The organism is Paraburkholderia sp. Cpub6, assembly GCF_014201065.1.
In the GTDB taxonomy this organism is placed as follows: Bacteria; Pseudomonadota; Gammaproteobacteria; order Burkholderiales; family Burkholderiaceae; genus Paraburkholderia; species Paraburkholderia tuberum.
Map to the genome: position 1 here is coordinate 13,176 of NZ_JACHDM010000018.1, position 12,854 is coordinate 26,029.

General features: G+C 66.0%; 13 protein-coding genes and 1 pseudogene. 6 read left to right on the top strand and 8 right to left on the bottom strand.

Going from position 1 to position 12,854, the window contains the following annotated elements:
- Positions 1-26: 26 nt before the first annotated feature.
- From HDG33_RS25265 to HDG33_RS25280, 4 genes and pseudogenes are all read left to right on the top strand, one after another.
- Positions 27-757, top strand: a pseudogene (locus tag HDG33_RS25265) (SDR family NAD(P)-dependent oxidoreductase).
- Between the two features lie 85 nt (positions 758-842).
- Positions 843-1,700, top strand: coding sequence for an IclR family transcriptional regulator (locus HDG33_RS25270; protein ID WP_184035134.1), 858 nt, complete (start codon positions 843-845; stop codon positions 1,698-1,700).
- A gap of 146 nt (positions 1,701-1,846) precedes the next feature.
- Positions 1,847-2,890, top strand: a complete 1,044-nt coding sequence (locus HDG33_RS25275; RefSeq protein WP_013091688.1) for a rod shape-determining protein — start codon at positions 1,847-1,849, stop codon at positions 2,888-2,890.
- A 22-nt stretch (positions 2,891-2,912) separates the two neighbouring features.
- A complete protein-coding gene (locus tag HDG33_RS25280) occupies positions 2,913-3,431 on the top strand; it encodes an SLATT domain-containing protein (RefSeq protein ID WP_184035137.1) in 519 nt (172 codons plus the stop codon).
- A gap of 49 nt (positions 3,432-3,480) precedes the next feature.
- Here HDG33_RS25280 and HDG33_RS25285 read toward each other — a convergent pair whose 3' ends face one another.
- Positions 3,481-4,176, bottom strand: a complete 696-nt coding sequence (locus HDG33_RS25285; protein WP_184035140.1) for a YceH family protein — start codon at positions 4,174-4,176, stop codon at positions 3,481-3,483.
- A gap of 195 nt (positions 4,177-4,371) precedes the next feature.
- On the opposite strand from HDG33_RS25285, the gene HDG33_RS25290 reads away from it, so the two are divergent.
- Positions 4,372-4,626, top strand: a complete 255-nt coding sequence (locus tag HDG33_RS25290) for a BON domain-containing protein (protein WP_184035143.1) — start codon at positions 4,372-4,374, stop codon at positions 4,624-4,626.
- Here the strand turns inward: HDG33_RS25290 and HDG33_RS38395 are convergent.
- Positions 4,586-4,780 (bottom strand): hypothetical protein, encoded by a 195-nt coding sequence (locus HDG33_RS38395; protein WP_409259066.1) that lies wholly within the window; start codon positions 4,778-4,780, stop codon positions 4,586-4,588. The two genes, HDG33_RS25290 and HDG33_RS38395, sit on opposite strands and share 41 nt — an antisense overlap.
- A gap of 13 nt (positions 4,781-4,793) precedes the next feature.
- Positions 4,794-7,187 carry a phosphoketolase gene (locus HDG33_RS25300; RefSeq protein WP_184035146.1) on the bottom strand — a complete coding sequence of 798 codons (2,394 nt, stop codon included), beginning with the start codon at positions 7,185-7,187 and terminating at the stop codon, positions 4,794-4,796.
- A 463-nt stretch (positions 7,188-7,650) separates the two neighbouring features.
- Here HDG33_RS25300 and HDG33_RS25305 point away from each other — a divergent pair, with 463 nt between their 5' ends.
- Positions 7,651-8,181, top strand: a complete 531-nt coding sequence (locus HDG33_RS25305) for an ankyrin repeat domain-containing protein (RefSeq protein WP_184035149.1) — start codon at positions 7,651-7,653, stop codon at positions 8,179-8,181.
- A 51-nt stretch (positions 8,182-8,232) separates the two neighbouring features.
- Here HDG33_RS25305 and HDG33_RS25310 read toward each other — a convergent pair whose 3' ends face one another.
- From HDG33_RS25310 to HDG33_RS25330, 5 genes are all read right to left on the bottom strand, one after another.
- A complete protein-coding gene (locus tag HDG33_RS25310; RefSeq protein WP_184035152.1) occupies positions 8,233-8,931 on the bottom strand; it encodes an HAD family hydrolase in 699 nt (232 codons plus the stop codon).
- Between the two features lie 66 nt (positions 8,932-8,997).
- Positions 8,998-10,032, bottom strand: coding sequence for a phosphogluconate dehydrogenase (NAD(+)-dependent, decarboxylating) (gene gnd / locus HDG33_RS25315; RefSeq protein ID WP_184035155.1), 1,035 nt, complete (start codon positions 10,030-10,032; stop codon positions 8,998-9,000).
- A 216-nt stretch (positions 10,033-10,248) separates the two neighbouring features.
- Complete coding sequence (locus HDG33_RS25320; RefSeq protein ID WP_184035158.1) at positions 10,249-11,592, bottom strand: sugar efflux transporter; 1,344 nt, start codon at positions 11,590-11,592, stop codon at positions 10,249-10,251.
- A gap of 235 nt (positions 11,593-11,827) precedes the next feature.
- Entirely contained in the window at positions 11,828-12,316 is a 489-nt protein-coding gene (locus HDG33_RS25325) for a hypothetical protein (RefSeq protein WP_184035160.1), read from the bottom strand.
- Between the two features lie 77 nt (positions 12,317-12,393).
- Positions 12,394-12,690, bottom strand: coding sequence for a DUF2628 domain-containing protein (locus HDG33_RS25330; protein ID WP_184035162.1), 297 nt, complete (start codon positions 12,688-12,690; stop codon positions 12,394-12,396).
- Between the last annotated feature and the right edge of the window lie 164 nt (positions 12,691-12,854).

Sequence of the window (12,854 nt, forward strand, 5' to 3'; positions counted from 1 at the left end):
CCAACCCACCTGAGTCGGCTTCTCCCATGACGTTCCAGAACCAGCTCCTCGAAGGCAAGACCGCGCTCGTGACCGGCGGCTTGTCCGGTATCGGCGCGCGGCGATCGCCAACACGCTCGCGCAGCTTGGCGCGCACACGGTGGCGGCTGGTTTGCCGTTGCCCGAAGGCACGCCCGATACGCTCAATCGCGAGATTGCGCGCGTCACGCTGGATGTCCGCTCGGGCAACGCCGTCACGGCCGCGGTGAACGCGTTCGAGCGTCTCGACATCGTGGTCAACTGCGCCGGCGTGATCAGCCGCGTCGAAGAACATCGGCTCGACGTGTTCGAACGCGTGATGGATATCAATCTCAACGGCACGATGCGCGTGTGCGCCGCCGCGCGCGACTCGTTGAAGGCGTCGGCGGGCTGCATCGTCAATACGGCGTCGATGCTGAGTTTTTTCGGCGGCGGTCTCGTGCCCGCTTATAGCGCGAGCAAGGGCGCGGTGGCGCAGCTAACGAAGTCGCTCGCGATCGCCTATGCCGCCGACGGCATTCGCGTCAATGCGGTTGCGCCGGGCTGGATCGCGACGCCGCTCACCCAGGCGTTGCAGGACGACGATGGCCGCTCGCTGGCGATTCTGGAACGTACGCCGCTGCGTCGCTGGGGCACGCCGGAGGAAGTCGCGCAGGTCGCGGTGTTCCTGTGCTCGCCGGCGGCGTCGTTCATGACGGGCGCAATCGTGCCGGTCGACGGCGGATATCTCGTCGCGTGATCGAGTCGGCGCGTGAAGCGGCGCCGCCGTCGTTCGTCGCCATCGATAAAGGCATAATTGCGTACCCCTGCCCTGCCTCTGTGCGATGTCGAGTTCCGCTTCCAAACCCCGTTCCCACGCTGGCGCCGCCGGCCATGACGCTGTCGGGCACGCCGACGACAAAGCCGACTCCAAGGCCATCGCCGGCGCGGCCGCGTTCTCGAAGTTCATCGCGGTGCTGCAACTGATCGCCGATGCGCCAACGCCGCCCAACGTCGCGAAGCTGAGCGCGGCGAGCGGCTATCCACGCCCGACCGTCCATCGCATCGTCGCGGCTTTGCAGGCTGAAGGGCTGATCGTCGCGAGCGGCAGCGGCAACACCTTCGGCCTCGGACCGCGCCTGATCAACCTTGCGAGCCATAGCTGGGAGCGCTCGGACCTGCGGCTCGCGGCCGTCGATGCGCTGATGGCGTTGCGCGACTTCACATCGGAGACGATCCACCTCGCGGTGCCCAGCCAGGGCGAGATGGTCTACATCGAAAAGCTCGAAAGCCCGCACGCGGTGCGCATGGCATCGCGCATCGGCACGCGCGTGTCGCTGACGTCGAGTTCGGTCGGCAAGGCGTATCTGGCGACACTCAGCGTGGCCGAGCGCGAGGCGCTGCTGAAGAACGCGCCGCTCGAGCGTTTCACCGAGCACACGCTGACCGACCTCGACGCCGTGCGCCGCGAGCTCGACGCGACCGCGCAGCGCGGCTACGCGGAAGACCGCGAGGAGAACGAAGTATCGATCTGCTGCTACGGCGCCGCGATTCGCGGGCCTGACGGCCGCGTGGCCGGCTGCGTGAGCATCAGCATGCCGACCTTCCGCCGACGCGACGATGTGCAAGCCACTTACATCGAGCCGTTGCTTGCGGCATGCCGCACGATCGCGGCGCGGCTGGGGCCGGCGAGCAGCAGATAGCGGACGATAGTGCGGCCGCGCCCGTCGATAAACTGCTATTCTTGCTGTCGCGCGGCCGCTCTGGCCGCCCGCCGCGTGCAAGCGGCAGACCCCGACAAGCTCCCGGCGGCGCTCACGCGCCCGCCTTCGCAAAGACAGGAATACGCATGTTCGGTTTTCTGCGCGGCTACTTTTCCAACGACCTGGCAATCGACCTCGGTACGTCGAACACGCTGATCTACATGCGCGGCAAGGGCATCGTTCTCGACGAGCCGTCGGTCGTGTCGATCCGCCAGGAAGGCGGGCCGAACGGCAAGAAGATCATCCTCGCCGTGGGCCGCGAAGCGAAGCAGATGCTCGGCAAGGTACCGGGCAACATCGAGGCGATCCGCCCAATGAAAGACGGCGTGATCGCCGATTTCAACATCACCCAGCAAATGATCAAGCGCTTCATCCAGATGGCGCACGAGTCGCGGCTGTTTGCGCCATCGCCGCGCATCATCATCTGCGTGCCGTGCGGTTCGACCCAGGTCGAGCGCCGCGCGATCAAGGAGGCCGCGCATAGCGCGGGCGCCTCGCAGGTCTATCTGATCGAGGAACCGATGGCCGCGGCGACGGGCGCCGGCCTGCCGGTGTCGGATGCAACCGGTTCGATGGTCGTCGATATCGGCGGCGGCACCACCGAGGTCGGCGTGATCTCGCTCGGCGGCATTGTGTACAAAGGCTCGGTGCGCGTCGGCGGCGACAAGTTCGACGACGCCATCGTCAACTACATCCGCCGCAACTACGGCATGCTGATCGGCGAGCAGACCGCCGAGGCGATCAAGAAGGAAATCGGCTCCGCGTTTCCGGGCTCCGAGGTCATGGAGATGGAAGTCAAAGGCCGCAACATGTCCGAGGGCATTCCGCGCAGCTTCACGGTGTCGAGCAACGAAATCCTCGAAGCGCTGACCGATCCGCTGAATCAGATCGTGTCGTCGGTGAAGATCGCGCTGGAACAGACGCCACCGGAACTCGGCGCGGACATCGCCGAGCGCGGCATCACGCTCGCGGGTGGCGGCGCGCTGCTGCGCGACCTCGACCGTCTGCTCGCCGAGGAAACCGGCCTGCCGGTGTTCGTTGCAGAGGCACCGCTGACCTGCGTGGTACGCGGCTCGGGCATGGCGCTGGAGCGGATCGAGAAGTTCGGCAGCTCGTTTTCCTACGATTGATGCGCGTGCCGAACGCTGAACGATGACGACCCTGCCCGCCTACGAGCCGCCCGTCGACGAAACCGAGCTGCTGTTGAAATGGATTCGCCGCGCGCGCGAATCGCAGATGAGCCATTACGACATGGCGGATCTGCTGTCGGCGCGCGAGCGCCGCATGGGCTGGCTCGTGACCGCGCTGACCGCGTTCGTCGGCACGGCGGTGTTCGCGTCGTTGAGCGCGCCGCCGGTGTCGATCGAGATGCGGATAGTCGTTGGGCTCGTCAGCGTGGCGGCGGCGCTGTCGGCCGCGTTGCAGACGTTCCTGCGCTATGCGGAGCGTGCCGAGAAGCATCGCGCGGCCGGTGCGCGCTATGGCGCGGTGCGTCGGCGGCTCGAAGCGGTGTTTGCCGGCGACCCCGATGCGCGCGAAGCGCACTACCTCACCGGGATCCGTACCGAACTCGACCGTCTCGCCGAAGACTCGCCGAACGTGCCGCCGCGGATCTTCTATCGCACGCAGCGTACGTTGCTGGCGGACAGGCCGCGTCGGCGTGATGCGTGAAACAGGCGGCCGGGCGCGCCTTCGCCTTCGCTTTCGTTTCCGTTTCAGATCACAGATCGTCCGCGCTGATACCCAGCTCGGTCGCCATGCGCCGCACGACGGCCTGCAGACGGCTGACTTCATCGGCGAGACGCTTCTGCTCGGCCTTCAGCGCATCGAATGCCGACAGCGGCACGCTGTCGTCCTCGGCGAGCGCGGACTGCGCGGCTTCGGTGATGCTGACCTCGCCGCACAACAGATGCATCCAGCGATTCTCACGCTCGCCCGCCATGCGCGGCAGCCGGACGACGCGAGGCGGATCGTTCGCGGCCAGCTCGTCGAGAAACGCCTCGACCGACGAAATATCGGCGAAGCCATGCAGGCGCGCGCTGTTCAGGCGCAATTCGGCGGCCGTTTGCGCGCCGCGCAGCAGCAGCGTGGTCAGCAGCGCGATCGACTGCCCCGGCAGCCCGAGCACGCGGTTCATGTTGTGCTCGAAGCGCGGCACGCGGCTGCTGCTGCCCTCGAACACGAGGCTCAGGCGTTTCAGGCCGTCGACGGCGGTCAGCACCTCGGCCTCGGTCGCGCTCATCACTGGCGCGCGGCCGGTCTTCTGATTGCAGCCGAGCGTCAGCGCGTTCAGCGACAACGGATAACTGTCGGGTACCGTGTGCTGTTTTTCGACGAGCACGCCGAGAACACGGCCTTCGAGCGCGGTCAGCGCGCGCAGCGAGGGTCGGGAAGGAGCGTCGGGAGTCGAATTCATGGGATTGCGAGGTCTCGTGGAAGATGCGCGCGCCGTTCGCGGCTGGACGGCGCGTTCTGTCAGGTGGGCACTATGATAAACGTGGCGAGCCCGGCGCGGCGAGCGAATCTGCGCTGCCGGCGAAGCGCGCACGCCGGCAAAACCCGCCACATCTGCTAGTGTGAGTTGATCGACATTCTGTTTCGCGGAGACGCCATGCGGTCCACAAGCTCGAGATCGAGCGAATCCGCCCGCCTGACCGACGCACAGATCGCCGCCGAAGCGGCGCGCCGTCTCGCGTGGGATTCGGCCGTGCCGCCGCGCGCCGTGCGCGTGAAGGTCGCGCGGGGGCGCATCACGCTGTCGGGCGAGCTTCAGCGCGAAGCACAACGCGCCGCGATGCTCGAAGACGTGACGCGTCTGTTCGGCGTCACTTCAGTCGCGGACCGGACCGTCGTCCGCAAGGGCTGACCTCAGTCAGGCGGGTCAGCTCCCGCCCGCTTGCAGCCGCGCCTTCGAGCAACAGTGTTTCGTCGTTGGCCGAATGGGCGAACAGCCCGAACTTCAGCGATGACGACCCGCTGTTCAGCACGAGGATCGTCCGTTCCTGATCGTGGTCGTGCATGGCGCCTCCTCGCTCAGCCTTTCCACGTCCAGTTGCGGATTTCCTCCTTGTCTATCCCTTCCTCGTGCGCATACGCGAGATGCTCGATGATCTGCCCGCGCAGCCACTCCTTCGTATGATCGCCGACGCCGCGCAGCGACGGCACGCGATCGATCGCATCGATCGCCAGCGTGAAGCGGTCGACGCCGTTGACGATCGCGAGTTCGAGCGGGGTATTGATGTTGCCCTTCTCGTTATAGCCATGCACGTGCATGTTTCCGTGATTCTGACGGTTGTACGTGAGCTTGTGCACGAGCGCCGCATACGAGTGGAAGTTGAAGATCACCGGCTTGCTGGTCGTAAACAGCGAATCGAAATCGCGGTCGGACAGTCCATGCGGATGCGCATGCTCGGGCATCAGGCGGAACAGATCGACCACGTTGACGAAGCGGATCTTCAGCGTCGGGCAGCGCTCCTTCAGGATCTGCACGGCGGCGAGCGCTTCCATCGTCGCGATGTCGCCCGCGCACGCGATCACGACGTCGGGCTCGACGCCCTGATCGGTCGACGCCCAGTCCCAGATGCCGATGCCCTTGGTGCAATGCGTGACGGCCGCGTCCATGTCGAGATAGTCCAGATGCGGCTGCTTGTCGGACACGATCACGTTCACGTAGTCGCGCGAGCGCAGGCAGTGATCGGCGACGCTCAGCAGACAGTTCGCGTCGGGCGGCAGATAGATGCGCACGACGTCCGGGCTCTTGTTCGTGACCACGTCGAGAAAACCGGGGTCCTGATGCGTGAAACCGTTGTGATCCTGGCGCCACACGATCGACGTGATCAGCAGATTGAGCGACGGCACCGGCTGCCGCCAGCCGAGCTCGCGCTTGGCTTTTTCGAGCCACTTCGCGTGCTGGTTGAACATCGAGTCGATCACGTGCACGAACGCTTCGTAGGTCGCGAAGAGTCCGTGACGGCCTGTCAGCGCATAGCCTTCCAACCAGCCTTCGAGCGTGTGCTCGCTGAGCATTTCCATCACGCGGCCATCGGGCGACAGTTCGCCGCCGTCGGCGTCGCCCGGTTCGAGCGCGGCGAGCCAGGTCTTGCCCGACGCTTCATAGACCGCGTGCAGCTTGTTGCTCGAAGTTTCGTCGGGACCGAACAGCCGGAAGTTCGACATGTTGTTGCGCATCACGTCGCGCAGGAACGTGCCGAGCACCGCGGTCGGCGACGTATACGCCGCCGCCGGTTTCTTCACGGCCACCGCGTAGTCGCGGAACGGCGGCATGTCGAGCATCTTGCATAACAGTCCGCCGTTCGCGTGCGGATTCGCGCTGATGCGGCGCGCGCCCTCGGGCGCGAGCGCGCGCAGTTCTTCGACGAGCCGGCCGTTCGCATCGAACAGCGTTTCGGGGCCGTAGCTGCGCAGCCAATCTTCGACGATCTGCAGACTCTTGCGATTGCTCACCGCATCGGCCACCGGCACCTGATGCGAGCGCCACGAGCCTTCCACCTTGTGACCGTCGACTTCCTTCGGCCCGGTCCAGCCCTTCGGCGAGCGCAGCACGATCATCGGCCAGCGCGGCCGCGTGGTGTCGTTGTTCTGCCGCGCATGCTGCTGGATCGCGCGAATTTCGCCGATGCATTGTTCGAGCGTCGCGGCCATCTGCTGATGCATCGTGTCGGGATCGTCGCCTTCGACGAAATACGGCTTGTGCCCGTAGCCGACCATCAATGCTTCGAGTTCCTCACGCGGAATGCGCGCGAGCAGCGTCGGGTTGGCGATCTTGTAGCCGTTCAGATGCAGCACCGGCAACACCGCGCCGTCGCGGATCGGGTTCAGGAATTTGTTCGAATGCCACGACGTGGCGAGCGGGCCGGTTTCCGCTTCGCCGTCGCCGATCATCACGGTGACGATCAGCTCGGGGTTGTCGAACGCGGCGCCGTAGCCGTGCGACAAGCTGTAGCCGAGTTCGCCCCCTTCGTGAATCGAGCCCGGCGTTTCGGGCGTGCAATGCGAACCGATGCCGCCCGGGAACGAGAATTGCCGGAAAAAGCGCCGCATACCGGCTTCGTCCTCGCTGCGGTCCGGATAAATTTCCGAGTAGTGGCCTTCCAGGTAGCAGTGCGCGAGGCTCGCGGGGGCGCCGTGACCGGGGCCGGACAGAAAGATCACGTCGAGATCGTGTTTGCGGATCAGCCGGTTCAGATGCACGAGCACGAAGCTCTGGCCGGCGTCGGAGCCCCAGTGGCCGAGCAGCCGGTTCTTGATGTGCTCGGCCTTCAGCGGTTTGCGCAGCAACGGGTTGTCGCGCAGATAGATCATGCCGACCGACAGGTAATTGCATGCGCGCCAGTAGCGATCGAGGTTGCGCAGCGTATTGGGGTCCAGAACTTGCGGTGGGGTGGGATGCGAGGTTGCTTCGGCCATGGCGTCACTCCTCGAAAAGAACTGTCAGGCTGGTTGGCGGATGATGCGGCGCACTCGAAACGAAGCGGGGCGGTGCGAGTCGAATGTCCTAAGCTGCTCAAACGGGGGCGAATGCTTTCTACCACTCGCAGTATGTCGCGCTGAATGTGGCATTCGTGCTGCAACTCCTTGCGCTGTCTGCTTTCTTTTCGTGATTTCCTGTCTCAGGTCAATGGCCGCCATGTCGACATCTCCCAGTGCGCTCAAAGTGCTCGTGGTCCTGGTCCTTACGCTCGTGTTCACATGCCTGGCTGTCGCCATACCGATCGGCATATTCGGGCTGCTGGTCAAGCTGTTCAGCCACGTCTAGCACAGCGGCGCGGCTGCCAGCGTGCGAACGCGAGCGCCACGGAATGTGTATGCTCGCTGAAAGACCGGGCGCGGCATTGGCAACACGCCGCTCATTCATCGCAAGGAGAGTGCCTTGACCGACCACACCGACAACCCGCCCGCATCGCAACCCGATCCCGAATTGCAGGCGCTCGCGCGCGAAGTCTTCGACCTCGCGCGGCGCGGCGATGCGACGATGCTTGCGGCCGTCATCGAGAAAGGCGTGCCGCCGAATTTGCGCAACGAGCGTGGCGACAGCCTGCTGATGCTCGCGAGCTACCACGGCCACGTCGACGCGGTGCGCACGCTGCTCGACCGGGGCGCCGATGCGAACCTGCGCAACGACGCGGGCCAGACGCCGATCGCGGGCGCCGCGTTCAAGGGCTTCGACAAGGTGATCGAAACCTTGCTCGCGCATGGCGCCGACGTCGAAGGCGCATCGCCCGATGGCCGTACCGCGCTGATGATCGCGGCGATGTTCAACCGCACCGCGATCGTCGATCTGCTGCTTGCGCACGGCGCGGACCCGCATGCGCGCGACGCGAACGGCGTCAGCGCGGCCGATGCCGCCGCACGGATGGGCGCGGCCGATACCCAGGCGCGCCTGAAAGCGCTGGGCGCGTGAGCCCGCGATGTCACCCATGAAACGGCGCCCGCACCACGCGCGCGGCGCCGCCTAGTTGCCCTTCGCGCTACGCAACAGCGTTTCCACGTCGATCTCCGCCAACTCGCCGATCCGCCCGACCGTCACGTCCGCGGGCGGATTGCTCGCGATCTCCTTCGCATCGAACGCATAGTGTCCCTGGCGCGGGAACACGGTGGTCAGCTCCGCGCCCCATGCCTTCTTCATCGCGCTCAGAATTCGCAGCTTGTCGTCGACCATCACGTAATGGCGCGCCGGATAGCATTCCATCACCTGGTCGAGCATCAACTCCTTGTGGATGTAGATCAGCACGCGCCCGTCGACTTCGTCCCACAAGCCCGAGCGCGAAATCTTGCGCGGCTGGAACACGACGTCGCCATCCGACAGGATCACCGTCGGCCCGTGCTTGCCGAGATGCCGCAGCGCGTCGAGCGCACCCGGATAGAGCCGGTTCGCAAACGGATACTCGATCAGGAACGACGACATCAACAGCAGGCGCGTGTCGCGTGGATGCTCGGTCCGGTAGCGCTGCAGCGCGCCGAGGTAGTCGGCGTAACCGAGTTCGGTGCGCAGGTTCTCGAAGATTTCCCAATAGCGCGCACTGTTCTCTTCGCCGAACTGGCCCATCATGTGCGCGCGCAGATCCTGCAGCACGTGATCGTTGTCGAGCAGCGTGTTGTCGCAATCGAACAGAAACACGACGTCGTGCGGCGTGGCGGAGCTGACTGGCATCGGGGTTCCTTGTGGCAAGTTCGGCGGGACGGATCGGCGTGATAGCGGACGCGTGGATGGCCTCGGCTACTTCAGCCCGCCGTCCGGCGCGACGGGTTTTTCCGCGTGGCCGCCGAAATCGTGCCGCATCGCCGACAGCACGCGATTCGCGAAATCGGCTTCTCCGCGTGAACTGAAGCGCGCGAACAGCGCCGCGCTGAGCACCGGTGTCGGCACACCTTCGTCGATGGCCGCCGTGACGGTCCAGCGCCCCTCGCCCGAATCCGATACGCGGCCCGCGTAGCCTTTCAGTTCGGTGTCGCTGGCGAGCGAGCCGGCGATCAGGTCGAGCAGCCACGAGCCGATCACACTGCCGCGCCGCCAGACCTCGGCGATATCCGCGAGATTCAGATCGTATTGATACAGCTCGGGACGGCGCAGCGGCGAGGTCTCCGCATCGGCCTCGCGCGCGTGCCGGCCGGCGTCGGCGTGGCGCAGCACGTTCAGACCCTCGGCGTAGGCGGCCATCAGCCCATACTCGATGCCGTTATGAACCATCTTGACGAAATGCCCCGCGCCTTGCGGGCCGCAATGCAGAAAGCCCTGCTCAGCGGTGCTCGCGCCCGCCGCGCGGCCCGGTGTCGCGCTCTGCGTGCCCGCGCCGGGCGCCAACGTCGAGAAGATCGGTTCGAGCCGTTTGACGACCTCAGCCTCGCCGCCGATCATCAGGCAGTAGCCGCGCTCGCGCCCCGCGACGCCGCCGCTCGTGCCGACGTCCACGTAGTGAAGCTGGCGCGCGCCGAGTTGCTGGCCGCGGCGGATGTCGTCGTGGTAGTAGGAGTTGCCGCCGTCGATCACGACGTCGCCCGGCTCGAGCAGCGGCACGAGCTTCTCGAGCGTCGCGTCGACCACGGCGGCGGGCACCATCAGCCACACGGCGCGCGGCTTGTCGAGCTTCGCGACGAGCTCTTCGAGCGAGCTCGCGCCGGCCACGCCTTCCTGCTTCAGCCTGTCGACCGCCGCCGGCTGCACGTCGTAGACGATGCACTGCTGAGCTCCCCTGGTCAGGCGCCGCACCATGTCGGCGCCCATTCGTCCCAATCCAATCATGCCTAGCTGCATGGCTCGCTCCGAAAGATGCTGCGTTGCGCTGCCCGATTTTCCGGTCGTCGTGTTGCGGCGGCGTGGCTGCCCTTAAGCATAGGCGCTGTGTCGCGAGCTACGCCGCATGTATCGAAGCAAGCCGCACTTTTTTGCAGAGGCGCAGCGCGGCTCAAAGTTCCACGCAACTGGAGGCGCGCCGCATCCGCACGAAACCGAACCCGGCGGGCTCACGTGTCATTCGCTACGCTCGGGCACGCGCGTGCCGCGGCGGGCGGCCAGCTTCGCGTATTGCTCGGCCGCGAAGCGCTTGACCGCGCGCCACATCAGCGGATAGCGATAGCCGGGCACCGCGAACAGCACCAGCGCGCACAGCCCCAGCAGTCCGCAGAACAGGAACGTGCCGCGATAGCTGAACGCCTGCACGAGCAGCCCCGACAGCACGCCCGACAGGATCGAGCCGACCCGCGCCGCATTGAAGAACAGCGCGGTCGCGCGCCCGGGCGAATGCGGCATCAGATCCTGCACGTAGGTCATGCCGAGGCACGAGGTCACGGCGACCACGAACGCGTTCAGCATCTGCATCGGGATCAGCACGCTGACGTTGCCGGCCAGCGACATCGCGACGAAGTACACCGCATGCACGGCCGCGCACGCGGCAAGCCAGTTCGGCTTGTGCAGCGACGACGACTTCGCGCCGAGCGCGAGCATCATCGGGATCTCGGTCAGCGCGCCGAGACCGAGCATCACCGACACGTCGAGATGCGTGCCGTTGAGCCCATGCACGATGTACAGCGGCAGTACGATCATCGTCGCGTTCGCGGCGAGGCCGAGCAAGGTCAGCGCGGTCACCGAGCGCAGGATGTCGTTCGCCGACGCGACCGGCAGCGTTTCGTGCGCGTCCTCGCCGGGCTGCCTCAGCGGCGGCACCGTGATCGACGCGGACGGCTCCGACGCGGTGTCCTCGACCGTGTGATCGCCGAGATGGCTCTGCGGCTCCTGCATGCGCCAGACGATGAAGCCGCAGGTCGCGAAGCTGGCGGCCGCGAACAGGAAGAGTCCGGTGAAGCTCGTCGCGGCGAGCACCAGCGCGCCGACCGCCGGCCCGAACACCCATGCGGCGGAGAGGATCGTACGCAGCGTCGCGCTCGCGAACACGCGCTCGGCAGGGTCGGGCACCGGCAGCGCCGCGCGGCTGAACGAGAACACCATCGAAATCGCCGAACCGCCCGCGCCGATGAACACGATGCCGACCACGAGCAGCAGCCGGTAATCGCGCACCACGCACAGACACAGGTAGCCGAGCGCGGCTGCGATGAGCGCCGCCAGCAATAACGGTCGATGCCGCCCGCTCCGGTCGCTCCAGCGCCCCGCCACCGTGCTCGCGAGCACGCCGCTCGCGGCGATCAGCGTCATGAATACGCCGAGCCGGAACGGCGTCATGCCGGCGCGTTCGATGCCGAACAGAGACAGATACGGTGCGGTGAAGGACATCGCCACACCGAGCATCAGGGTGGCGGCGGCGAGCGGCTTGAAGCCAGGAATGCGAAGCAGGTCGAAAAAACGCGCAGTTTTCAACACGGGGGCGGTGGGTCAGGTGGAGCGGGCCTCGATACGCAGCGAAGCGCTCGAAGGCACGTTAGGCGTCGCAGGCAGGGGGCCGGAACGACCGGGGCATTATCGACCCGGAGCGCGGCTTGCGTAAACCCGCTAAGAGCTGTCCCAAATCCGTGAGGCGCGCGCGGATGCATCCGGCGACTCGCGCCGCGCCGTGCCGATGCGTGCCGTTAGCGGCAAGCTGCTGGCACGCTCAACGCTACTTGCCCTCAGTTGCGCGCATTTGCTGCGCCTGCGTCTTGTAGTCGTAGGTCGGATAGAACTCGGTGTGATAGCCGCCCCACGCGGTCGATTCGATCGCGCGGTTCACTTCGCGCAACCGGCTCGCGGGTACGCGCAGCGTCACGACCTGCCCGATGCCCATCATCACGTACCACGACACGACTTCGATGCCTGGCGGCGGGAAGGTCTTGAAGAAGCCCTGCTCGCGCAGTTGATCGTTGATTTTCGGCAGCGGCTTCGATTCGTCGTGGCGCAGGAAGATCGTCAGCAGGAAGGTGTCGTCGGCGGGGGCGGAGGCTGCCGTGGCTGGGGTGGCCGCAATCGTGGCGGGGGGCGCCGCGTCGGCGCCGTGCGCGAGCGGCGCGATGGCCAACATGACCAACGATGCAGCCAGCGCGGCCGCCCGCGCGCCGCGCGTCCAAAGCCGATCAGCGGAAAGACCAGCGACTGCCGATGCAATGAGCATGAAACACCTCCATGACGGATTGAACCAGCTTCGATCACATGCCTGCGCGCAGCAATCCCCGCTCCAGCGCGAACGCATCACACCACGACGTAGCCGCGCTGTTCGAGCGTCCAGCGGTGCCACCGGTTGCCATACGCGCCGCATGCGAACGCGAACACGATCGACAGCACGAAGCCGATCAGATCGGCCGTCTCGCCCCACAGCCCGATGCCGAGCAGGATCACGTTGATGCCTAGCATCACGAACGCGGCGAACCACATTCTCTTCGACAGCGCCCAGATGAAGCCGAGCAGGCACGCGCCCCAGCTGAAGCCGGTCGTGACCGCGATAGCGTCTTTGTGTTGCGGATGTTGCAGATAGATTCGTGTGTTCATGTTTTGCGAGGTTCCGTGCGATGACGCGGCGCGTCGATCGGTCGAGCACGCGCGCACCGCTTTTTAACATGCCGCGGCGACACCGCGCGCATCGGCAGCATACGGCCGCTGCGCTGACGATCCGCGGCATAGCTGCTACCCTTGGCAGATCACGATCAGCAGCG